Genomic DNA, 22,311 nt, shown 5'->3' with positions numbered 1-22,311 from the left:
GCGAGCCTAGCGCCCGTCAGCCGCTGTAGCCGACGTTGAGGAGCACCTGTTTCGCCAACGCCGTCTGCTGCTCGGGCGTGACGCCGTCGTAGCCGTGCACCTGTACCCAGCCGCCGTCCGCGATCACATTCAGCTCGCCGTCCGGGCTCCGGTACGCGGATGCCCCGACTCCCGGAACGTCGACGGATCCCGCTGGGCGCACCTTCCTCGCGTACTCCGCCCCTCCGGGCAGTACGCCGACGGAGATCGAGGCAGTGTCCGATGCATCCTCAGACAGCCACGTGCACCAGTACCCGCCGACCTGGCGGTCGATGTCGAAGAGCGACACCGAGTATTCCCCGGCATCGCTCTTGACCACCCGCGCGGAAGGCAGGCCGCCGAGAGAACCGAGCTGGTCCGCCGTGGCCAGCCCGTCGCATCCCGTCGCGCCGGTCAGGGTCGGGGACGGTGTCCACAGCGGACCAGGGGCTGCGAGAGCCGAGACCACGCCGGAGATCTGTTGGAGCGCGATGGCGTCGGCGTCCGGGGGAAGGGGCACGTTCGATCCGGCCATCACATTCCCCGAACCCCCGTAGTGCGCGGTCAGGAAGACGAAGCCAAAGGGTTTGTCGCCTGCGCGAAGAGTGTAGGCATCCGGTCCGGCAGCCGGGTAGTGGATTCCTCCCCCCTGCTCGCCGTTCAGGTATCCCTCGAACGACTCGCGCGTCACCTCGGGGCCGACTACGAGGGTGAGTCGCAGAAGGTCGGCGCTGGAGTCGCCCGCACCGTTCGACCACGAACAGGTGAGCGCGCCGACGCGTTCGTTCATCCACGACGACAGGTACGGCGTGTGCGGCGCCTCCTCCGAAACGAGACCCGCACCGATCCGGGCGAGCACTCCCGCCGGCACGAGCTGGTCGCACGTGGTCGGGACGCGGACCGGCTGCGCCGTGATGACCGGCGTCGGAGTGGGCGTGGGCGTCGCCGTCCGCGGCGTCGGCTGAGACCCGGGAACGCTGTGCGCGCATCCGGTCAGGATCAGCGCAAGTGCAGCGGAGACCACGAGACTTCGAGCAATGCGGCCGTTCATATTCCCCCCTCGGTATGCGCCGCGGATCGGGCGCTCAGGAGGACGCTAGCGCAACGCGGACCCGCGCCGTGCCGCCGTTGCCGAAGCGTTACTTCAGCGACTTCTGCATCAGCACCGTGCCGAGCCAGCGGTCGAACTTGTAGCCGACGCGGCCCATCCGGCCGATCTCGGTGAAACCGAAGTTCTCGTGCATCCGGATGGACGCCTCTGCGCCCTTGTCGGCGATCACCGCGATGATCTCCTTGAGGCCCGCCGCCTTGGATCGGTCGATCAGCTCCTGCATCAGGACCGGACCGAGCCCCTTCCCGGTGGATGCGGCACCCAGGTAGATCGAGTTCTCGACCGTGAACCGATATGCGCGCTTCTGCTTCCACGGCTGCACCAGGGCGTAGCCGAGGATCTGGCCGCTCGGGGACTCGGCCACGATGAACGGCATCCCGAGCTTCTTGAGGTAGGCGTACTTGCTCTTCCACTCGCGCAGCGTCATCGCATCCTCGTCGAAGGTGACGGTGCTGTTGGCCACGTAGTGGTTGTAGATCTCGCGGACGTGCGGGAGGTCCTCCGGGCGCGCCTCACGGATCGCGTACTCGAACGGCGCCTCCGCGGGCGCAGGCTTGCGCAGGTGCCGCGGCAGCACCCGACGTTCCTGGTATTCCTCTTCCAGCACCCGTCAAGCCTACGTCGCCCGTATTGCAGGCGGGTTACGGTTCCAGCGACCAGTCGACCGGCTTCTCGCCCAGTTTCGTCAGCAGGGCATTGGCGCGCGAGAAGGGCTTCGACCCGAAGAAGCCGCGTGACGCCGACAGCGGGCTGGGGTGCGCCGACTCGATCACCGGGTTGCCGTCGAGCAGCGGCCTGAGCGTTGCAGCATCCCTCCCCCACAGGATGGACACGAACGGCCGGCCGCGGGCCACGAGCGAGCGGATGGCGTGCTCGGTCACGGCCTCCCATCCCTTCCCGCGGTGCGAAGCCGGCTCCCCCGGCCGGACCGTCAGCACGCGGTTGAGCAGCATGATCCCGTGGTCGGACCAGGCGCCGAGGTCGCCGTGGGGCGGCGGCGTCACGCCCAGATCGTCGCCAAGCTCGCGGTAGATGTTCTGGAGGCTGCGCGGCAGCGGGCGCACGTGGCGCTCCACGGCGAACGAGAGCCCGATGGGGTGCCCCGGCGTCGGGTACGGGTCCTGGCCGACGATCAGCACGCGAACGTCGGCGAGCGGCGCCCGGAAGGCTCGGAGGACGGCGTCACCGGCGGGCAGGTAGTGCCGCCCGGCGGCCACCTCGGCGCGGAGGAACTCGCCCATCGCCGCGATGCGGTCCGCGACGGGTTCGAGGGCGGCCGCCCATCCCGGGTCCATCGAACCGTCGGCGGCCAGCTCCGCGAGCGTCTTCGGCACGGTCCCGCTCAGTGGGTCGCGGCCGTCACCGGCGGGAGGGCGGACCACGGGAAGGTGATCCAGCGGTCGGTGCGGCGCCAGACGAAGTCGGGTTCGAGCACCGTGCGCGGCTTGGAGTAGAGGCACACCGTGCGGACGTCAGCGCCGGAGGCCGCGATCAGATCCACCACCATCGCGAGCGTCCGGCCGGAGTCGGACACGTCGTCGACGAGGAGGACCCGCTTCGACTGCAGGGCGGCGGAGTCGAGCATCGGCGGGAGCACGACGGGCTCGGGGAGGCGGGTGTCGACGCCCGTGTAGAACTCGACGTTCAGCGCGCCGCACGCCTTGATGCCGAGCGCATACGAGATGGCGCCGGCGAGCAGCAGGCCGCCGCGGGCGATCGCGACCACCATGTCCGGCTCGAACCCGGACTCCACGACCTCACCGGCCAGGTGACGCGACGCCTCGCCGAACTCCAACCAGCCGAGGACCTCCCGTTCCGCCTCCTGGAGGACGTCTGCACCGGAATCGTCGAGTTCGCTGGCCATTGCTCTACCGTACCGGGGCCGCCCGGGTGTTAGCATCCGCGCATGACCTCGGAGAAGACGTCAGCCCAGCGCCGGGCGGCGGTCGTGATCGGCACCACGGCGGGCCTCATCGGCTGGCTGGCCCTGGTGGAGCTGACCAGCGGCATCCTGCAGGGGTACTACGTCCCGCTCATCTCCGACATCGTGAAGCACCTCGGCATCCACGACGCCGACTACAACTGGTTCGAGGCCGCCCAGCTGCTCGTCTCCGCCCTGGTCGTGCCCGTGCTGGCGAAGCTCGGCGACATGTTCGGGCACAAGCGCATCCTGCTGATCGCCACCGCCGTGACCGCCCTCTCGTCCTGGTGGCTCGCCTTCGCCGGCGACTTCACGACCTACCTGCTGGCGTTCGCGCTGCAGGGCTTCTACGTCGTCTGGCTCCCGCTGGAGGTCGCGCTGATCTTCGACCGCGGACGCCGGACGGGGACGGCCGCATCGGGCACGCGACGTGCGGCCGGTCTGCTCGTCGTCGCGCTGGAGGCCGGGGCGATCGTCGGCGCGGTGGGCGCCGGCCTGCTCTTCGAGGCGCTCGGCGGGGATGTGACGCTCACCCTGCTGGTGCCGGCGGTGGCGGTCACGCTCGTGTTCTTCGCGATCCTCTTCGGCGTTCCGGAGTCGGAGCCCGTGCCCGGGCGCAGCCTCGACGCCGTCGGGTTCACCCTGCTGGCGCTGGGGCTCCTGCTCATCACGTCCGGGCTCACCTTCCTGCGACTCAACGGCGTCGGCACCTGGTGGGTGTGGGCGCTGATCGCGATCGGCGTGCTCGCGTTCCTGCCGTTCGGTCGCTGGGAGCTGCGGCAGGCCGATCCCGCCATCGACCTGCGCGTGCTCCGCCGCCCGACCATGTGGCCGGTGCAGCTCACCGCCGGCCTGATCGGGATCAGCCTGCTCGGCGCGCAGGCGCCGCTCAGCACGTACGCGGGCACGGACCCCGCGAACGGGTACGGGCTCGGGCTCTCGGCCGGCCAGCGCAGCATCCTGATCGGCGCGTACCTCATCTCGATGATCGTCGGCGCGGTGCTGTTCCCGCTCGTGTCGTCGTGGCTGACGCCGCGCGTGACGCTGATCGGCGCGGCCTTCCTCGTCGCGATCGGATACCTGATGTTCCTGCCGTTCCACCTCCAGACGTGGGAGGTGTTCACCAACATGGCGATCGCCGGGGTCGGCTCCGGTGCCCTCGTAGGGGCGCTGCCCGCAGCGGCGGCGGCCGCCGCACCGCGCGGGCAGACCGGCGTCGCCACCGCTCTGACGAACACGACCAAGACCATCGGCGGGTCGTTCGCGTCCGCCGTGTTCGGCGTCGTGCTGCTCGCCGGCGCAGCCACCGTGACGGCCACCGCCGCCAGCCTCGTCGGCTACATGCTCGTCTGGACCATCTGCGGTCTGGGCGCGCTCGTCGCCGCAGTGCTCCTCTTCTTCGTGCCGCGGCTCGCGTTCGCGGATCCCGAACCCGCCCTGGAGTGACCATGTCCGAGCAGCAGCTCCCGCCCGCCGTCGCCGACGCCCTGACCGCGTTCCTCCTGGAACAGAGACGCGTCGCCCCCGGACTCGTCAGCCGTGCGATCGTCACCGGGTCTGCGGTCGCCGGTGACTGGCATCCCGGCGCCAGCGACATCGACGTGGTGTTCGTCGTCACCCGCGACCCGGTCGACGACCTGCCCGCCCTCGCGGAGCTGCACGCCGCCTCCCAGCCGCACATCGACGGCGTGTATCTGACCGAGTCGGAGATCGCCCGTGGGCCGGATGTGGTCCAGACCGCTCCCCAGGTGGTCGAGGGCGTGCTGGTCTCCGCGCTCGCGGGCGCGCAGCTCAGCTGGATCACCTGGCGGGAGCTGGAGTCGGGCGTGCAGGGCATCGTCGACGGCGGCGACGTCATCTGGTCGCCGGTCTCCGACCGCCACCCGCAGACCGCCGAAGGGGTCGTCGCGTTCTCCCGCGACAACCTGCTCGACTACTGGCAGCGGATCGGCGACGGACTGGAGGCGGAGCTCGCCGACCGGCCGGACGACGGCCCCGTGCGCGCGGAGACCGTGCGCTGGGTGGCGCTCGGCCCCATCCGGCTGGTCGCCACCATCGAGACGGGCGACGTGCTCTCGAAGACCGCCGCCGCCGCGTTCGCCGCCGAGCGCTGGCCGGAGCACGCCGAGCTTCTGGAGCGCGCGGTGCGGGATCGGACAGGCGACCGCCAGGAGTTCACGGTGCGCGACGCGCGCCAGGCGCTCCGGCTGCTACGGGCGTGCGTGGCCGTCGCGAACGGCTGACCCGGTCCGGCGCAGCGTCAGCTCGAGGCGTCGTTCTCCTCTTCCGGAGCGGGATGCGCGTCGCGCGGCCTCGGCTCGTGGTGGCGCAGGTGCTGCGTCCGGTCGTTGAGGTAGCTGACGATCGTCGCGCTCGCTGTTCCGACGATCGCCACGCCGCCGATCATGAGGACGACTGCGAGGATCCGGCCGGGGATGGTGACCGGGTAATAGTCCCCGTAGCCGACCGTCGCCATGGTCACGCACGCCCACCACACGGCGTCGCCGAAGGAACGGATGTTCGACCCGGGCGCGTAGCGCTCGGCCTGGAACTCGGCGAGTGCGATGACGTAGATGAACATGACGATGAAGCTCGACGCGATGATGACGATGCGACGCCGCAGGTGCGACCCGCTGTTGCCCTGGAGCCCGTTCAGATGGCGGAGCCCCGTCAGCAGGCGGAAGGGTCGCGCCATCGGGACGAACACCGACAGCAGATCCACCGGATTCCGGCGGATGAATTCCCGCTTGTGCCGGGCGAGCAGCAGGCGCATCACGTAGTCGATGAAGAAGAACAGCCACACCGCCACGAGCACCACCAGCAGGGTCACGTGCACTGCGGTCGATTGGGACTCGTCGAGGATGTTCCACGAGTAGGCGATGAGGAAGAGCGCACTGGCGGCGATTCCGGGCCAGGCGGTCGCGCGCTCCCAGCGGAGCCGCTTCGCGTCGTCCTCGTCGACCATGTCAGCCGCGGACCGTCAGCTCGCCCTTGTGCAGCCGGTACGGCGCCGCCTGCGCGACCGGCTTGACCACGATCAGGTCGAGGTCGACGTGGCGGGGGCGGGTGAGCGCGTGGACGATCGTGTCGGCGACGTCCTCGGCCGAGAGCGGCTCGGGCACATCCTCGTAGACGGCGTCCCTCCTGGCCTTGTCGCCGCCGAACCGGACGAGGGAGAACTCCTCCGTCGCCACCATCCCCGGCGCGATCTCGACGACGCGGATCGGCTCGCCGTTCAACTCCAGCCGCAGCACCTCGGTCAGGGCGTGCTCGGCGAACTTCGCGGCGTTGTACCCGCCTCCGCCCACGTACGCGGTGAGACCGGCGATGGAGGTGACGACGGCGATGTCCGCGTGCCCCGTCTCGGTCGCGCCCACCCGCAGCAGCGGGAGGAGGGCGGAGATGACGCGCTTCGTTCCGATGACGTTGATCTCGTACATCCACACCCAGTCGTCGACGCTGGAGGCCTCAACGGAGTCGAGCCCGTGCGCGCCTCCCGCGTTGTTGACGAGCGCGTGGATGCCGCCGGTCGACGCCAGGTGGTCGCGGAGCGCATCCACGTCATCCTGCTTCGTCAGGTCGGCGACGACGAATTCGGCGCCGGTCTCGTCGGCCAACTCCCGCAGGCGGTCCTCCCGGCGGGCCACCGCCACCACGTCCCAGCCCTCGCCCCGGAAGGCGCGGACCGTCGCCGCACCGATGCCCGAACTCGCTCCCGTCACGACCACACGTCTGCTCATGCCCTCATTGTCGCGGGTTACGGCGTGTTTCGGATACGTTGCCCGCGTGCGGCGGCGCGTCTAGCCTGCTGACAACGGCGGTGGCCGACCGCTCGCAGACCCCGCGCATCATGCGCTCACAGACCCGAAGGAGAGACGCCATGACCGACGCCGCCGACTGGCAGTTCGAAACCAAGCAGATCCACTCCGGCGCTGCTCCCGACCCGGTGACCAACGCCCGCGCGACCCCGATCTACCAGACCACGTCGTACGTGTTCAACAACGCGGAGCACGCGAAGAACCTGTTCGCCCTCGCCGAGTTCGGCAACATCTACACCCGCATCCAGAACCCGACCCAGGCGGTCGTCGAAGAGCGCGTCGCCGCGCTCGAAGGGGGCACCGGCGCCCTCCTCGTCGCCTCCGGTCAGGCCGCTGAGACCTTCGCGGTGCTGAACATCGCGCAGGCCGGCGACCACATCGTCTCCTCCAGCTCGATCTACGGCGGCACGTACAACCTGTTCAAGTACACGCTCGCGAAGCTCGGCATCGAGACCACCTTCGTCGAGAACCAGGACGACGCCGAGGAGTGGCGCCGCGCGGTCCGCCCGAACACCAAGCTGTTCTTCGCCGAGACCATCGGCAACCCGAAGATCAACATCCTCGACATCGCGCTCGTCGCCGAGGTCGCGCACGAGGCGGGCGTCCCGCTGATCATCGACAACACGATCGCGACGCCGTACCTGATCCGCCCGTTCGAGCACGGCGCCGACATCGTCGTCCACTCGGCCACCAAGTTCCTCGGCGGTCACGGCACGGTCATCGGCGGCATCATCGTCGACGGCGGCTCGTTCGAGTGGTCGAAGAACGTCGAGAAGTTCCCGGGCCTCACCGAGCCGGACCCGTCGTACCACGGCGCCAGCTACACGGCCGCGGTCGGAGACGCCCTCGCCTACATCATCAAGGCGCGCGTTCAGCTGCTCCGCGACCTCGGCGCGGCGATCGCCCCGGCGAGCGCCTGGCAGCTCATCCAGGGCATCGAGACGCTGTCGCTCCGCGTCGAGCGTCACACGCAGAACGCGCAGGAGATCGCCGAGTTCCTCGAGGCGCACCCCGACGTCGCGTCGGTCAACTACTCGGGTCTGCCGACCAGCCCGTGGTACGCGACCGCCAACAAGTACGCCCCGAAGGGTGTGGGCGCGGTGCTCTCGTTCGAGCTCAAGGGCGGTGTGGATGCGGGCGCAGCCCTCGTCGACAACCTCTCGCTGTTCAGCCACCTGGCGAACATCGGCGATGTCCGCAGCCTCGTCATCCACCCGGCGTCGACCACGCACTCGCAGCTCACCCCCGAGCAGCAGCTGACCGCCGGTGTCACCCCGGGCCTCGTGCGCCTCTCGGTGGGCCTCGAGAACATCGACGACCTGAAGGCGGACCTCTCCGCCGGCCTGGCCGCCGCCCGGTCCGTCGCCGAGGCCGCCCGCGCGTAACCCCCCGCCCCTCCGCTCGGCGCCCCACCGTCGAGTACACGAAAACTGCACGCGAAACTCCGGTTTCGCGTGCAGTTTTCGTGTACTCGACGGTGGGCGGGGGTGCGCGGCGTAACAGAGCGAGGGCGGGGCGCCGCGTCCGGGAGAATGAGCGATATGGAGTGGCAGACATCCGCCGACACGGCGCCGTCGAGTTTCATCACGGAGGCGCAGGCGAGGACGCTGCTCGGGAAGCCGCCGGCGAGCGGCGCCTGGAAGGAGTCCGATCCGGTCGGCGACCGGCAGTTCGCCGGGATCGGCGCGTTCTCCTTCGAGAGCGGCGAGACCCTCCCGTTCGTCCGGGTCGCCTACGAGACCTGGGGCACCCTGTCGCCGGAGCGCGACAACGCCGTCCTGGTGCTGCACGCGCTGACGGGTGACTCGCACGCGGTCGGACCCGCCGGCCGCGGCCACAGGACGCCCGGCTGGTGGCAGGGCATCATCGGCCCCGGCAAGGCGATCGACACCGACCGCTGGTTCGTCGTCGCGCCGAACATGCTGGGCGGATGCCAGGGCACGACGGGTCCCGCCTCTCTAGCGCCCGACGGAGCGGAGTGGGGCGCCCGCTTCCCGTTCACGACCATCCGCGACCAGGTCGCCGCGCAGGCCGCTCTTGCCGACGCCATCGGGCTCGACCGCTGGGCTGCCGTCATCGGCGGCTCGATGGGCGGAATGCAGGCACTGGAGTGGGCGGTCATGTTCCCCGAGCGGGTCGAGCGGCTCGCGGTGATCGCCGCTCCCCCGTATTCGACCGCCGACCAGATCGCCCTCAACTCGGTCCAGATCGAGGCGGTGCGCACCGACCCGCTGTTCCGCGGCGGCCAGTACTACGACGCGGAGGACGGCGACGGCCCGCACCGCGGACTCGCGCTCGCCCGGCGGATGGCCCTGCTGAACTACCGCAGCCCGTCCGAGCTGAACGAGCGCTTCCAGCGGGCATGGCAGAGCGAGATCAGCCCGCTCGGCGGCGGCGGACGGTTCGCCGTCGAGTCGTACCTCGACTTCCACGGCAACAAGTTCACGCGCCGCTTCGACGCGAACAGCTACATCACGCTGGTGGAGGCGATGAACTCCCACGACGTCGGACGCGGCCGCGGAGGACTCGCCGCAGCACTGTCACGGGTGACGGCGCGCACCCTCGTCGTCGGCATCGACAGCGATCGCCTGTTCCCCGTCGAGGGACAGGAGCAGATCGCCTACCATGTTCCGGCCACGCTGGACGGTAGAGTTCCAGTGGTGATCCGGTCGGACTTCGGCCACGACGGGTTCCTGATCGAGGACGACGCCGTCAGCGCCCAGCTGAGGCGACTGCTCGACGTGTGACGGAGGACGGAGGGGCATGTCGCGCATCCAGAAGGAGCGTGATCGACTCCTCGCTGCGACGGCCCGCACCGTCGGGCTGACGGCCACGGTCACGGCGCTCTTCTGCCTGAGCATCCCGGGCTCGCTCCCGCTCCCCCTCTACCTGGCGTCGCTGGTGCTCATCGTGTGCCTCGGCTACGCGCAGTGGCAGCTGGCCGCCCTGCTGCGGCTGACCCTCTGGATGTGGGTCATCGTGGTCGCGGGCGTCGGGCTCATTCTCATCCACCTGCTGCCGGGAACCGCCCTCGGGCCGTCCGCGATCAGCGCCGTCAGTGTGATCGGCGCCGCGTCGGTCGCGTGCGTGTGCGTGGTCGGCGTGAGTTCGCGCAGCAGGCTCGTGCTGCTGGTGGCGGCCGCCGCGGCGACGGTGACCGCGCAGGGCGTCACGCTCGGGATGACGCACTCCCGCATGGTCGAGGCCCTCGTCTTCACGATGACCGGCTGGATCGCCCTGACCGCCACCGGCGTCTGGCTGTCGCGCACGGTGCCCCGCACTCTGAAGCGCATCTCGACGATGAGCCGCGCCTACCGCGTGGAGCGCCAGGCGAGCGAGACGGAGGCCCGCCGCCGCCAGAGCGCGCGGCTGCTCCACGACACGGTGCTGGCGACGCTCACGCTCCTCGCGCACTCCGGTGTCGGCGTCAGCCACGGGGCGCTCCGCGAGCAAGCCGCCGAGGATGCGGCGCTCCTCCGGCAGCTGCGGCTCGGCTTCACTCCCGACCCGGCCCGCTCTGGCGACTACAAGCTCAAGCCGGTCGAGGAGTCCACGCTGGGCAACACGCTCGAGTCGGTGAAGCAGCGCTTCCGCCGCATGGGACTCGAGGTGAACTGGCACGGCGCCGGTCAGGTGCTGCTCCCCAGCGACGTCCTCGACGCGTTCCTCCTCGCTCTCGGCGAATGCCTCGAGAACGTACGCAGGCATTCGGGCGTTCTCGAGGCGCACGTGACGATCACGGACGACGAGACGAACGTGCGCGCCATGGTGACGGACGCCGGCAAGGGCTTCGATGTCGCCTCCATCGACACCGGGAGGCTGGGCTTCACCGAGTCGATCGTGGCGCGCCTCCGCGATGTGGGCGGCAACGCCCGCCTGTTCTCGTCGCCCGGAAGCGGGACGACCGTCGTGCTGGAGGTGCCCAAGTGACCCGGGTCGACGAGCGGACCGTCCCGCGCAGCCCGTTGGCGCGCGGCGCCGCCGGGGACGAGCGGGATGCGCTGAGCCGCGCGCGGCTCGACCTCGGCTTCAACGTTGCCACGGTCGCCTTCGTCGCCTTCCTGCTCACGCTGTTCGGGCTGAACATCGCCGAGTACCCGCTGCTGGGGCTGACCGTTTCGGCGTGGGTGCTCGTCGCCGTGACCCTCGTGGCCGCGCTCGTGCTGCGTTTCCGGCTCCCCGACGAGCTGCCGTCGTGGCTCTTCCTCGGTGCTCTGGGAGTCTGGGCGGCCGCCGTCGCGCTCGACATCGCCGGCACCTGGCCGATCGACGGCGCCATCGTGCCGCTGACGGCGGCCGCCGCGGTCGGCCCGGCGCTGCTGCTCTGCGTCCCGGTGCGCCCGGCGCGCGACATCGTCCTCGCCACGGCGGTGCTGGGCGTCGTCCTTGCCGTCGTCGAGATCTGGCGGTCGCTGCCGAACCTCCAGCTGCTCGGCCCCGGTCTCGTCACGGTCGCCATCGCCGTGGCCCCTCCGCTCGTCGGTGTGCAGATCGTGCGGTCGCTCCGCACGCTCGTCCAGCTGGAGCTCGACCTCGTCCAGGTGCAGAGCACCGTGGTCTCCCCCGGCTACGCCATCGGGATGTTGGCCTCGGAGGAGCTCGCCCGCCTCGACCTCGCCGCCGAACGGCTGCTGGACGGAGTGGCCACGGGACGCACGGCGCTGCCGCTCGATGAGGACACCGCCGACGCCGCGGCCTCGATCGCGACGGAGTTGCGCCTCCACCTCATCCAGGGCCGCCGGGAGACGTGGCTGTACCATGCCGTGACAGAGTCCGCCCTGCTCGGGCCGTCGGTGACGCTGACCGATCCGGACGGTCTCGCCGCCGGCCTCAACCGCGACCAGCGCGACGGACTGCTCACCGCGGTCTGGCTGCTCATCAGCGACCCGGTCCGCAGCGGCGCCGGACAGCCCCGCACGCTGACCCTCGACCTGACACGGCCGGTCGGCACTTACCCGCGGACGGCGAATCCGGGGGCCACAATGGCTATCGTGATCGCGACCAGCGGTGTGCCGCGAAACGGGGTAGACCCCGCGGCATGGCAAGCTATCCGTAAAGTGGGCCGCTACGTCGAGTCGTTCTCGGGTTCGACCCTGCGCATCGAGATCACCACGGTGAGCGACACATCAGCCGAGCTGGCCTGATCCAGCTGGTTCGATACAGAGAGAGGCACCCCATGGGCGAGGAACCCCCGATCCGGATCGCGATCGTCGACGACCACAAGATGCTGCTGGGAGCACTGACCGAGTGGATCCGCAGCGCAGCGGACGACATCCGGATGGTCGCGGCCGTCGCGAGCTGGCCGGAGCTGCTGACGCATCCCGAGTTCCCGGTGGACGTCGTCCTCCTCGACCTCGATCTGAAGGACAACATCCCGATCTCACTGAAGCTGTCGACGCTCAAGACGACCGGCGTCGCAACGGTGCTGATGAGCACCTACTCGGAGCCCGCAGTCGTCCGCGAGGCGCTGGCCGCCGGAGCGATGGGCTACCTGGTGAAAAGCGAGGATGCGGAGATGATCGTCGAGGCGATCCGCGCCGCCCGCAAGGGCGAGTCGTTCATCTCGGCCGAGCTAGACCTCGCGCTCAACGCCGGCGAGGTCGGCGGCGCTCCCAAGCTGAGCGCGCAGGAGCGCCGGGTCATGGCGCTCTACGGCGCCGGCGAGCCGGTCAAGGCCGTCGCTTTCCAGCTCGGCATCTCGGACGAGACCGCCAAGAGCTACCTCAAGCGCATCCGCGAGAAATACCGCGTCGCCGGCTATGACGTCGGCACGAAGGTCGCCCTGCGCAAGCGCGCCATCCAGGACGGCATCCTGCTGCAGAACGACTGACGGAACCCGCGTCCGTCAGTCGACGGGCGCGGAGACCGGGGTCCGCTCCGCAGGTCGCTGAGCCGCGACCGAACCGGTGGCGACACCGCGGCGGATGCGCGATCGGTCGATGCCGAACGAGATCAGGGCCAGGGCGATGCCGCCGAGCGCCAGCAGTCCGCCGACGACGACCGGCGAGAGGTAACCGAGGCCGGCGGCGATGGTCAGGCCGCCGAAGAACGCGCCGGCGGCGTTCGCGATGTTGAGCGCCGAGTGGTTGAGGGCCGCGGCGATCGACTGGCTGTCGCGCGCCACATCCATCAGCCGGGTCTGGATGGTCGGCGAGAGCGCCGAGCACGCTCCGGACACGACGAACACCGAGATCAGCAGGCCGGGGATGGTGGATGCGGTCAGCCAGAGGGCCGCAAGGCCGACCAGCAGGATCGCGAAGAACAGCAGCATGCTGCGCTGGACACTGTGGTCGGCCGCACGCCCGCCGAGGATGTTGCCGACCGTCATTCCGAGGCCCGCGAGCACGAGGACCAGCGGAACGGTCGACTCGGGCATCCCGGTGATCGTCGTCACGATGGGCGCGATGTACGTGTACACGGCGAAGAAGCCGCCGAAGCCGACAGCGCCGATCAGCAGCGCGAGCCACACCTGCAGCCGGGTGAACGCCCGCAGCTCGTTCTTCATGGTCGCCTTGGCGTCGCCCGCCTGCCACGGAACCAGCAGCGCGACCGCGACGAACGTCAGAGCGAAGATCGCGGCGACGACCAGGTAGGCGATACGCCAGCCGCTGTGCTGGCCGATCCAGGTGATGGTCGGAACGCCGATCACGTTGGCGATCGTCAGGCCCGACAGCACGAAGGCGACCCCCCGCCCGCGCTTCCCCGGTCCCATCAGCGAGGCCGCGACGAGGGAGGCGATGCCGAAGTACGCGCCGTGCGGCAGCGCGGAGACGAAGCGCGCGAGCATCACGAGTTGGAAGGTCGGGGCGACCGCCGAGGCGAGCGTGCCGACGGTGAACGCCACGAGGAGCCAGAGCAGCAGCTTCTTGCGCGGCCAACGAGCCGCGACCGCCGCGATCGTCGGGGCGCCGACGACCACGCCGAGCGCGTACGCCGAGATGATCCAGCCGGCCTGTGCGTTGGCGTCGGTCGGCGAGGCGGCGTACAGCTGCGGCAGCAGGTCGTGCGCGATGTTGGGCAGCAGGCCCATCGCGACGAACTCGGTCGATCCGATGCCGAATCCACCGAGGGCGAGCGCCAGCAGCGCAAGACGGATACGGGCCGACGACAGCTTCGTCGGCCCGTCGATAAGCGGGGTCACCGCACCAGCCTATATCGAATCGTTTCGACCCGCGGCGGCTGCAGCGGTCTGCTCCTCGAAGAACTGGGCGACATCGACATCGCGGGTCTCATCGGGCTTCGACATCCCGGTCCGCACAGCGCCGACGATGGCGACGACGACACAGCCGAGCAGGACACCGCCCACGAGCACCGCGACGATGATCAGGAAGGGTCCGAACTGCACGAAGAGGCCGAAGAGCAGGAGCAGCAGGGTGTCGACATCCACGTCAGTCGCCCCGCTCCAGCGCGGCCTCGAGCCGCTCGACCTTGCCGTCGAGTTCGCCGGAGTACCCCGGGCGGATGTCCGCCTTCAGCACGAGGGAGACCCGCGACCCGTACTGCCCGACGGCCTCGGTGGCGCGACGGACGACATCGAAGACCTCGTCCCACTCCCCCTCGATCGTCGTGAACATCGCGTCCGTGCGGTTCGGGAGGCCCGACTCGCGCACCACGCGCACGGCCGCGGCGACCGCGTCGTGCACCGACGCGTCCGGTCCCTCACCGCCGCTCGGCGCGACAGAGAACGCCACCAGCATGTCTTCCTCCTTCTTTCAGCGTGCGCTTCCGCCGACCGGCTCGGGATGCGCTCCCGGCGCCGACCGGAACGGCCACGCGTGGGCCGGGACCAGGTCGCCGGCCGCCTCCTGGCGGTGACGCCGGCGCCAGAGCGCCGCAACGGTCCACCCCAGTATCACGAAGTACATGACGTTGCGCACGGTGAGCACGGCGACCATGGCCGGATCCGGCACGAGCAACCAGTCGTACAGGAAGGGATAGAAGACCTGGGTGAGACCCGCGGTGACCAGCACCAGCAGCGCCGGGATGCGGAACCCCCGGCCCTGATAGACCAGCCCGATGACGACCGGCGCGGCCAGCCACACGACGTACTGCGGCGAGCCGACCTTGTTGAACGCGATGAATGCGGTCACCAGCGCGAGCGAGAGCTCCGGGAGGATGCGCGTGTACGGGGTGCCCCGCCGGTACGCCCGGACGCCGATCAGCAGCACGACGATCGCGGTCACCGCGAACAGCGGGTTCATCAGCGCGCCGGCCGCCGCCGTCCCCTGGCCGCTGACCTGGAACGTGAGCAGCTGCCGGTCGTAGTAGACCTCCGCGCCCGGCACGTGGAAGGCGGCCTGCCACATCCAGAACGTGCTCACCGGCGCCTCGATCTGCAGGCCGCGATCGGTCTGCATGGTGATGAAGCTCAGGATGTGCCACCCTGCGCCGAAGATCAGCGGCACTGCCGCGATCACGAGTGAGGTGGTCAGGGCGACGAGCACGATGTGCCAGCGGGACCGCAGGGCGACGACGGCCGCGAGCAGGATGGCGGCCGGCCAGACCTTGATCCACGTCGCCGCCGTCAGCACCACGACCGCGGCGCGCTCGTGCAGCGTCAGCCAGAGCAGCCCGACGATCGCCAGCGACGCCGAGACCGAGTCCAGACGGCCGACCGCGATCGGCCCCAGCAGCAGCAGGAAGCCTAGCCACCACCAGGCCGCGATCAGCCGGCGCGGCTCGCGGCCGACGATCAGCACGGCGAAGGCGGCGGCGTTCAGCAGCAGCACCATGTTGAGCCAGGCCCAGACGTAGCCGTCAGCGCCGAACAGCAGCGGCAGCATGATCGGCACGATCGCGCCGAAGGGATACACCCAGTCGGAGTCGACGCCGACGATCTGCGTGCCCTGCGCCGCGAGCTGCGCCCACGGCTTGTAGACGAGGAAGACGTCGCCGAGGCCCTTGCCCTGGTCGAGCGCGAGGCCGCTGATGATCAGGTGGACGGCGAGGAACGCGATCCACAGCGACAGCGGGCTGTAGGCCACCCGCTGCAGCAGCCCGGGCTGTGCCCGAGGGGTCGGCGCGGCGCTCAGCGGCACCGCATCCATCCCCATAGCGCCACATCCTAGGGGATGCGATGGGCGCCTTCCTGAACCGGGCTGCGCGGTCTCTCAGCCCGCCGCGCGAACCAGCTCGCGCACCACCCCGGGGAGCTCGCCCACGATGTCGAGGGCGACGATCGGCCCGCCGTCGGACGCCCGCTCCCCCGCCCGACCGTGCACCCAGGCTGCGGTGGCGGCGAGTGCGGCGAGCGCCGCGTGGCCGTCCTCGTCGATCTCGCGGGCATGCGTCGCCACGAGGGCGCCGAGCACGCCGCCCAGCACGTCGCCGCTCCCGGCCGTCGCCAGCCACGCAGGACCGGCGGTGACGGCGTAGCGCGGCCCGCCGGGCGCCGCGACGTACGTGGTGTGGCCTTTGAGCAGGACGGTCACGCCCAGGCTCTCGGCGGCCCGGACGGCCCAGCCGGCCGGGTCGGCCGCGATGTCGTCGGCGGTCACCGCGTCGGAGTCGTCGTCGGCACCTGCGGCGAGCACCGTCGCCAGCTCGCGGAAGTGCGGCGTGACGACGACCGGCGCGGAGGCGCGACCGACGAGGTCGAGGGCTCCTGCGTCGATCACGAGCGGCGTCCCGTCGCGGAGGGCAGAGCGCAGGCGCTGGGCGTCATCGGCCGGGCGGCTGGCCGCATCCATGCCGGAGCCGATCAGCCAGCCCTGCACGCGCCCGGGGGCGGTCACGACCTCCGGTCGGCGGCGCATCACCTGTTCGGCCGGGCGGTCGGCTCCGAGGTAGCGGATCATGCCGACGCCGGTCCGCGACGCGCCCTCCACTCCGAGCACGGCTGCGCCGGGGTAACGGTCGGACCCGGTCACCACCCCGAGGACTCCGCGCGAATACTTGTCGCTCGACTCCTGCGGCACGGCGATCCATGCCGCGGCATCCCGCTCGTCCCAGCTCTGCCAGTCGGTCACCGGCGCCTCCCGTCGTCGCCCCTGTCGTCCGCACACCGCGGCTCAGGCCCATCGAACCCCTACCGACCTCACGATAGGTTGTGAGCATGGCGATCAGCATCCCCGGAAAGGTGATCGTGTTCGACTACGGCGAGGTCATCTCGGTGACCCCGTCCGACGAGGACCGCGCCGCCCTGACCGAACTCGCAGGCGGCGACCCGCATGTATTCTGGCCGGCCTACTGGCGGCACCGGGATGCGCTCGACCAGGGCACGCTGAGCATCCAGTCGTACTGGCGTGGCATCGAGCGAGAGCTCGGCGAGAGCTGGGGCGACGCGAAGATCCACCGGCTGTGGCTCGCCGACTTCCGGAGCTGGCTCACGATCGACCACGACACCCTCCAGGTCCTCCTCGACCTCAAGGAGGGCGGCACGCGGATGGCGCTGCTCTCGAACGCGGGACGTGACTTCGGCTCCTACTTCCGTCACGGGACCCTCGGCGACCTGTTCGAGAAGGTGTTCGTCAGCGGAGAGCTGGGCACGATCAAGCCCAGTCCGGAGATCTTCGAGCACGTGCTCTCCGAGCTCGGCGTGACACCGGAGCAGACGGTGTTCATCGACAACAAGGAGGCGAACGTGCGCGGCGCCGAAGCGCTCGGCATCGCCGGGCACGTCTTCGTCTCGCCGAGCGGTCTCCGGGCATATCTGGAAGGCCTCGAGGCTTAGATAGGGGTATGCCCTCTCTCTTCGATCCCCTGACCCTGCGCGGCGTCACCGCCCGCAACCGCATCTGGACCTCGCCCATGTGCCAGTACTCGGTGCTCGACCAGTCGGGCGTCCCCGGAACGTGGCACCTGATCCACCTCGGATCGTTCGCGACCGGCGGCAGCGGCATCGTGTTCAGCGAGGCGACAGCGGTCAGCCCGGAGGGGCGGATCAGCCCGCGCGACACCGGCATCTGGACGGACGAGCAGCGGGACGCCTGGAAGCCGATCACCGCGTTCATCGAGAGCCAGGGGGCCGTACCCGGCATCCAGCTCGGGCACGCGGGTCGCAAGGCGTCGTCGTGGCCGGCGTGGGGGTTCGAGGGCCGCACCCGCTCCGTCCCCGAGGCGGAGGGCGGCTGGCGGACGGTCGCCCCGTCGCCCATCGCGTTCGACGGGCTCGACACTCCCGTCGAGCTGGATGCGGCCGGTCTCGACACGATCGTGGACGACTTCCGCTCCGCCGCGCGTCGGTCGATCGAGGCGGGCTTCCGCGTGATCGAGCTGCACGCGGCTCACGGCTACCTGCTGCACCAGTTCCTCTCCCCGATCTCCAACCGGCGGACCGACGAGTACGGCGGATCGCTGGAGAACCGGGCGCGGCTGCTGCTGCGCATCATCGCGGCGGTCCGCGAGGAGGCGCCCGACGCGCCGCTCTTCGTCCGCTTCTCCGCGAGCGACTGGACCGAGGGCGGATGGGACGAGGACCAGACCGCGACGGTGGCCGCGTGGGCCGAAGAGGCGGGAGCCGACTTCTTCGACATCTCCAGCGGCGGCATCCAGGCCGGCATCCGCATCCCGCTCGGTCCCGGCTACCAGGTGCCGTTCGCGCACCACGTGCGCAGCACTTCCGACGTGGATGTGAGCGCGGTCGGGCTCATCACCACGCCGCAGCAGGCGGCCGAGATCGTGGAGAGCGGCCAGGCGGACGCGGTCATGCTGGCGCGCGAGCTCCTGCGCGACCCGCACTTCCCCCTGCGGGCCGCACACGAGCTCGGCGTCGAGATCGGCTACTGGCCGCCGCAGTACCTCCGCGCGCGCTGGCGCTGAGCTGCCCGCCGGGCGTCGGGCCGATCGTCGGGCCTGCGGTCAGGCCGGTTGAGTGAGGCAGAGGTAGTTGCCCTCGCTGTCCTGGAACCACGCCGACCGGCCCATCTCGTCCGTCGCGATCCCGTTCTCGGTGTGCAGACCGGGGAAGTCATAGTCCGCGAACGTGACCCCCCGCTCTCTCAGGTGGGCCATCGTCGCCTCGATGTCGGGCGTCAGCCAGCACATCGCCGTGTTCTGTGCGGTGCCGGCGTTCCCGGTCTCATACACATAGATCTTCGCCGCGGATCCGGTGCCGTACAGCACACCGCCCTCGGTCGTCCGCTCCGGTTCGAGCTCCAGCTTGTCGCGGTACCACTCGGTGGCCCGCTGCAGGTCAGAAGCAGGAAGGACGGAGTACGTCACATACGACTCCAACATGGGGATCCTCCTTCATCCAGGCGGCACCATACGCGCGTGCGGCGCGATCGGGGCCACTGGAATCGAGGGTCTACGCCGCCTGGGAATCCGCCCCGGAAACCCCGGCTCCAGCGCTCTCCGCCTCGATATACTGGCGGGCAAATGGACGACCCTCCCTCTGCCAGCCCGTTGCCCGTCTCGAGCCCGCTGGGATCCGAGCGAGGTGACCGCCGTGCTCTATGAGTGGATCATGCTCGCAGTCGGCCTGCTGCTGACGGTCGGGACCGGGCTCTTCGTCGCCAGCGAGTTCGCCCTCGTCAACCTCGATCGCGGTGATCTGGAAGCACGTCGTGAGCGGGGAGAGTCGCGCCTCAGCATGACCATCGCGGCGCTGAAGATCACCTCGACGCACCTGTCGAGCGCGCAGCTCGGCATCACCCTGACCACGCTGCTCACCGGTTACACGATGGAGCCGGCCATCAGCTCGCTCCTCCGCGGACCGCTCACGGCGACCGGGCTGCCGGAGGGTGCCGTCACGCCGATCGCGTCGGTCGTCGCGATCGCCCTGGCGACCCTGCTGTCGATGATCCTGGGCGAACTCGTCCCCAAGAACTTCGCCCTCGCCCTCCCGCTCGCGACAGCCAAGCTGGTGATCCCGTTCCAGACGGTGTTCACCACGGTGTTCCGGCCGTTCGTCGCTCTGCTGAACGGCACGGCGAACGGGATCCTCCGTCTGCTCGGCATCGAGCCGAAGGAGGAGCTGTCGGGCGCGCGCACTGCGGACGAGCTGTCGTCGCTGGTGCGCCGGTCGGCGAGCGCCGGTGTCCTCGAGGAGGACACCGCGACCCTGCTCAGCCGCACGCTCGCCTTCTCGAGCCGTACCGCCTCGGATGTGATGACACCCCGGCCGCGCATCGAAGCGGTGCAGCGCACCGACCCGGCCCAGGCCGTCAGCGAGCTGGCCAGGAAGACCGGTTACTCGCGGTTCCCGGTGATCGGCGACGACATCGACGACGTGCTCGGCGTCGTCCACGTCAAGCAGGCCGTCGCCGTCCCCCGGCAGCGACGCTCGCGTGTGCCCGCTTCCGCTCTGATGACCGACCCGCTGCGCGTTCCGGAGACGATGGGTCTCGACACGCTGCTCGGCGAGCTGCGCGCCCGCGGCTACCAGCTCGCGGTCGTCGTCGACGAGTACGGCGGCACCTCGGGCATCGCGACGCTCGAAGACCTCGTCGAGGAGATCGTCGGCGAGGTGGCGGACGAGCACGACCGCACGCGCGCGGGCGTCATCCGCGGGCGCGACTCGATCACCTTCCCCGGCATCCTCCGCCCCGACGAACTGGAGGAGCGCGCCGGCGTCACCGTCCCCGAGGAGGGTCCGTACGAGACCGTCGCCGGCTTCGTCATGAACGAGCTCGGCCGGCTGCCGAAGGTCGGCGACGAGGTCGTGATCGACGGCGGCACCCTGCGCGTCGAGCGCCTGGACGGCCGCCGGGTGGACCGCATCCGCTACACGCCCGATCCGGTGCCCGTCACAGAAGGCATCAACGGAGGGGGGGCCGCTCATGAGTGACTGGGCCGGAATCGCCTGGCTGGTCGTGCTGCTCGCAGTCAACGCCTTCTTCGTCGGCGCCGAGTTCGCCGTCATCTCGGCACGCCGCTCGCAGATCGAGCCCCTGGCGGAGCGCGGGAAGCGCAGCGCCAAGACCGCTCTGTACGCCATGGAGCACGCGACGCTGATGCTCGCCACGACGCAGCTCGGCATCACCGTGTGCTCGCTGCTGATCCTGAACGTCTCGGAGCCGGCGATCCACCACCTGCTCGAGGCGCCGCTGCACGCGACCGGCTGGTCCGAGGAGGTCATCGGCACGATCGCCTTCATCGTCGCGCTGGTCGTCGTGTCGTTCCTGCACGTCGTCTTCGGCGAGATGGTGCCGAAGAACATCTCGTTCTCGATGCCCGACAAGGCCGCGCTGCTGCTGGCTCCGCCGCTCGTCGGCATCGGTCGTGCCGTCCGCCCGATCATCGTCGCCCTGAACGCGACGGCGAACGCGGTGCTGCGCCTGTTCCGGGTGGAGCCGAAGGACGAGGCGGCCAGCACCTTCACCCTCGACGAGGTCGCGACGATCGTGTCGCAGTCGACCCGTGAGGGCGTGCTGACGGACCGCACCGGCGCCCTGACGGCGGCTTTCGAGTTCACCGAGAAGAAGGTTCGGGATGTCGCGGTCGCGCTCGACGCGCTCGTGACCCTTCCGTCCGCCCCGACTCCCGCCGACGTGGAGAAGGCCGTCGCCAAGCACGGTTTCTCGCGCTACGTCGTCCCGGACGCCGACGGCGAGCCGACCGGCTACCTGCACCTCAAGGACGTGCTCGACCTGGAGGAGACCGGCTTCGAACTCCCCGTGCCGGCCAAGCGCATCCGTCGCCTGGTGACCGTCTTCGCCGGCAGCGACCTGGAGGACGCCCTGGCCACCATGCGCCGGTCCGGCAGCCACCTGGCCCGGGTCGTCGACGCGGAGGGCGCGACGGCCGGAGTGCTGTTCCTGGAGGACATCATCGAGGAGCTCGTCGGCGAGGTCCAGGACGCGACCCGGCGCACCTGAGCCGGCTCTTCACCCACCATTTCTTGACGCTAGCGAAGAGTGAGTGTACAGTCACTCACATGGCACGAACGCTCTCCACCGCAGACGACCGCCGCGAGGCGGTGCTCGACAGCGCCATCGCCGTCTTCGCCGTTGGCGGTTATCTGGGCACCCCCATCGCGGCGGTCGCCAAGGACGCGGACATCTCCCCGGCTTACGTCTTCAAGCTCTTCCCGAGCAAGGAGGGACTATTCGTGGCCGCGCTGGAGCGCTGCTTCGAGCGGATCGAGCAGGCGCTGGAGTCGGGTGCGCGCGGCGCCGACGGCGAGACGCCGACGGTGATCCTCGACCGGATGGGCGACGCGTACGCGGAGCTCATCGGAGACCGCTCGCTCCTGATGCTGCAGGTGCACGCCCAGTCCGCCTCGGACGTCCCGGAGATCCGGGAGGCGCTCCGGCGCGGACTCGCCCGGATCACCCGCTTCGCCACGATCCGATCGGGCGCAGAGCCGGACGCCGTCCAGCGCTTCATCGCTTACGGGCAGCTGTGCCACCTGGTGGTCACGGCCCGCCTGGAGGACGTGCCCGAGGAATGGGCACGAACGCTCACGAACGGCATCCAGCACCCCTGATCCCCCTTCGACCCCACCATCATCACCCAGCTCCCAAGGTGATTGATCGATCACTCACAACGAAAGGACAGTC

The 22,311-nt window shown here is 70.2% G+C and carries 24 protein-coding genes; 12 read left to right on the top strand and 12 right to left on the bottom strand.

The genetic code is table 11. The features are described from left to right. Positions 1 to 16 precede the first annotated feature (16 nt). The 4 genes from J2Y42_RS09575 to J2Y42_RS09560 all read right to left on the bottom strand — a co-directional run bounded on the left by J2Y42_RS09575 (position 17) and on the right by J2Y42_RS09560 (position 2,993). On the bottom strand, positions 17 to 1,042 hold the full coding sequence (locus J2Y42_RS09575) for a hypothetical protein (protein ID WP_309857396.1): 1,026 nt from the start codon (positions 1,040 to 1,042) through the stop codon (positions 17 to 19). 115 nt (positions 1,043 to 1,157) lie between these two features. Continuing rightward, positions 1,158 to 1,736 (bottom strand): N-acetyltransferase family protein, encoded by a 579-nt coding sequence (locus tag J2Y42_RS09570; RefSeq protein WP_309857393.1) that lies wholly within the window; start codon positions 1,734 to 1,736, stop codon positions 1,158 to 1,160. A gap of 34 nt (positions 1,737 to 1,770) precedes the next feature. Beyond that, positions 1,771 to 2,463 (bottom strand): uracil-DNA glycosylase, encoded by a 693-nt coding sequence (locus J2Y42_RS09565; protein WP_309857391.1) that lies wholly within the window; start codon positions 2,461 to 2,463, stop codon positions 1,771 to 1,773. 8 nt (positions 2,464 to 2,471) lie between these two features. Next, positions 2,472 to 2,993 carry a phosphoribosyltransferase gene (locus J2Y42_RS09560; protein WP_018190148.1) on the bottom strand — a complete coding sequence of 174 codons (522 nt, stop codon included), beginning with the start codon at positions 2,991 to 2,993 and terminating at the stop codon, positions 2,472 to 2,474. Positions 2,994 to 3,035: 42 nt separating this feature from the next. Between J2Y42_RS09560 and J2Y42_RS09555 the strand changes: the two genes are divergently transcribed. Together J2Y42_RS09555 and J2Y42_RS09550 are read left to right on the top strand one after the other, a co-directional pair. Further along, positions 3,036 to 4,496 (top strand): MFS transporter, encoded by a 1,461-nt coding sequence (locus J2Y42_RS09555; RefSeq protein WP_309857388.1) that lies wholly within the window; start codon positions 3,036 to 3,038, stop codon positions 4,494 to 4,496. Between the two features lie 2 nt (positions 4,497 to 4,498). Next, entirely contained in the window at positions 4,499 to 5,293 is a 795-nt protein-coding gene (locus tag J2Y42_RS09550; protein ID WP_309857385.1) for an aminoglycoside adenylyltransferase domain-containing protein, read from the top strand. 17 nt (positions 5,294 to 5,310) lie between these two features. Here J2Y42_RS09550 and J2Y42_RS09545 read toward each other — a convergent pair whose 3' ends face one another. Both J2Y42_RS09545 and J2Y42_RS09540 read right to left on the bottom strand, forming a co-directional pair. Then, positions 5,311 to 6,015: an ion channel gene (locus J2Y42_RS09545; protein WP_309857382.1), complete on the bottom strand. Its 705-nt coding sequence runs from the start codon at positions 6,013 to 6,015 to the stop codon at positions 5,311 to 5,313. A gap of 1 nt (position 6,016) precedes the next feature. Beyond that, on the bottom strand, positions 6,017 to 6,790 hold the full coding sequence (locus J2Y42_RS09540) for an SDR family oxidoreductase (RefSeq protein WP_309857379.1): 774 nt from the start codon (positions 6,788 to 6,790) through the stop codon (positions 6,017 to 6,019). A gap of 140 nt (positions 6,791 to 6,930) precedes the next feature. Between J2Y42_RS09540 and J2Y42_RS09535 the strand changes: the two genes are divergently transcribed. The 5 genes from J2Y42_RS09535 to J2Y42_RS09515 all read left to right on the top strand — a co-directional run bounded on the left by J2Y42_RS09535 (position 6,931) and on the right by J2Y42_RS09515 (position 12,698). Further along, positions 6,931 to 8,253, top strand: coding sequence for a bifunctional o-acetylhomoserine/o-acetylserine sulfhydrylase (locus tag J2Y42_RS09535; protein WP_309857376.1), 1,323 nt, complete (start codon positions 6,931 to 6,933; stop codon positions 8,251 to 8,253). 156 nt (positions 8,254 to 8,409) lie between these two features. After that, the gene (locus tag J2Y42_RS09530; RefSeq protein ID WP_309857373.1) at positions 8,410 to 9,615 is read left to right on the top strand and encodes a homoserine O-acetyltransferase; all 1,206 of its coding nucleotides are present in this window, start codon (positions 8,410 to 8,412) and stop codon (positions 9,613 to 9,615) included. A 16-nt stretch (positions 9,616 to 9,631) separates the two neighbouring features. Next, positions 9,632 to 10,798 carry an ATP-binding protein gene (locus J2Y42_RS09525; protein ID WP_309857370.1) on the top strand — a complete coding sequence of 389 codons (1,167 nt, stop codon included), beginning with the start codon at positions 9,632 to 9,634 and terminating at the stop codon, positions 10,796 to 10,798. After that, the gene (locus J2Y42_RS09520) at positions 10,795 to 12,012 is read left to right on the top strand and encodes a hypothetical protein (RefSeq protein ID WP_309857367.1); all 1,218 of its coding nucleotides are present in this window, start codon (positions 10,795 to 10,797) and stop codon (positions 12,010 to 12,012) included. Before J2Y42_RS09525 ends, J2Y42_RS09520 begins: the two co-directional genes overlap by 4 nt. A gap of 32 nt (positions 12,013 to 12,044) precedes the next feature. Next, complete coding sequence (locus tag J2Y42_RS09515) at positions 12,045 to 12,698, top strand: response regulator transcription factor (protein ID WP_121259696.1); 654 nt, start codon at positions 12,045 to 12,047, stop codon at positions 12,696 to 12,698. 15 nt (positions 12,699 to 12,713) lie between these two features. On the opposite strand, the gene J2Y42_RS09510 is transcribed toward J2Y42_RS09515, so the two are convergent. From J2Y42_RS09510 to J2Y42_RS09490, 5 genes are read right to left on the bottom strand one after another with little or no spacing between them, the layout of a single operon-like run. Further along, a complete protein-coding gene (locus J2Y42_RS09510; protein WP_309857362.1) occupies positions 12,714 to 14,009 on the bottom strand; it encodes an MFS transporter in 1,296 nt (431 codons plus the stop codon). A gap of 9 nt (positions 14,010 to 14,018) precedes the next feature. Continuing rightward, entirely contained in the window at positions 14,019 to 14,255 is a 237-nt protein-coding gene (locus J2Y42_RS09505; protein WP_309857359.1) for a hypothetical protein, read from the bottom strand. 1 nt (position 14,256) lies between these two features. After that, a complete protein-coding gene (locus J2Y42_RS09500) occupies positions 14,257 to 14,565 on the bottom strand; it encodes a thiamine-binding protein (RefSeq protein ID WP_309857356.1) in 309 nt (102 codons plus the stop codon). Positions 14,566 to 14,580: 15 nt separating this feature from the next. After that, the gene (locus J2Y42_RS09495) at positions 14,581 to 15,921 is read right to left on the bottom strand and encodes a hypothetical protein (protein ID WP_309857354.1); all 1,341 of its coding nucleotides are present in this window, start codon (positions 15,919 to 15,921) and stop codon (positions 14,581 to 14,583) included. 57 nt (positions 15,922 to 15,978) lie between these two features. Next, a complete protein-coding gene (locus tag J2Y42_RS09490; protein ID WP_309857351.1) occupies positions 15,979 to 16,836 on the bottom strand; it encodes an ADP/ATP-dependent (S)-NAD(P)H-hydrate dehydratase in 858 nt (285 codons plus the stop codon). A gap of 86 nt (positions 16,837 to 16,922) precedes the next feature. Between J2Y42_RS09490 and J2Y42_RS09485 the strand changes: the two genes are divergently transcribed. Next, positions 16,923 to 17,540, top strand: coding sequence for an HAD family phosphatase (locus tag J2Y42_RS09485; protein ID WP_309857348.1), 618 nt, complete (start codon positions 16,923 to 16,925; stop codon positions 17,538 to 17,540). 8 nt (positions 17,541 to 17,548) lie between these two features. Continuing rightward, complete coding sequence (locus tag J2Y42_RS09480; RefSeq protein ID WP_309857346.1) at positions 17,549 to 18,628, top strand: NADH:flavin oxidoreductase/NADH oxidase; 1,080 nt, start codon at positions 17,549 to 17,551, stop codon at positions 18,626 to 18,628. Positions 18,629 to 18,667: 39 nt separating this feature from the next. Here the strand turns inward: J2Y42_RS09480 and J2Y42_RS09475 are convergent, their stop codons facing one another. Next, positions 18,668 to 19,045 (bottom strand): VOC family protein, encoded by a 378-nt coding sequence (locus J2Y42_RS09475; protein ID WP_309857342.1) that lies wholly within the window; start codon positions 19,043 to 19,045, stop codon positions 18,668 to 18,670. Between the two features lie 229 nt (positions 19,046 to 19,274). Here J2Y42_RS09475 and J2Y42_RS09470 point away from each other — a divergent pair, with 229 nt between their 5' ends. From J2Y42_RS09470 to J2Y42_RS09460, 3 genes are read left to right on the top strand one after another with little or no spacing between them, the layout of a single operon-like run. Beyond that, entirely contained in the window at positions 19,275 to 20,597 is a 1,323-nt protein-coding gene (locus tag J2Y42_RS09470) for a hemolysin family protein (RefSeq protein WP_309857340.1), read from the top strand. Further along, positions 20,590 to 21,627: a hemolysin family protein gene (locus tag J2Y42_RS09465; RefSeq protein WP_309857338.1), complete on the top strand. Its 1,038-nt coding sequence runs from the start codon at positions 20,590 to 20,592 to the stop codon at positions 21,625 to 21,627. The genes J2Y42_RS09470 and J2Y42_RS09465 overlap by 8 nt, the downstream gene beginning before the upstream one ends. A gap of 59 nt (positions 21,628 to 21,686) precedes the next feature. Continuing rightward, positions 21,687 to 22,238, top strand: a complete 552-nt coding sequence (locus J2Y42_RS09460) for a TetR/AcrR family transcriptional regulator (RefSeq protein ID WP_309857336.1) — start codon at positions 21,687 to 21,689, stop codon at positions 22,236 to 22,238. The last annotated feature ends 73 nt before the right edge of the window (positions 22,239 to 22,311 follow it).

This window comes from Leifsonia sp. 1010, assembly GCF_031455295.1.
GTDB lineage: Bacteria > Actinomycetota > Actinomycetes > Actinomycetales > Microbacteriaceae > Leifsonia.
Note: the sequence above shows the minus strand (reverse complement) of the source record. Positions and strands in the feature narration are given on the sequence as shown.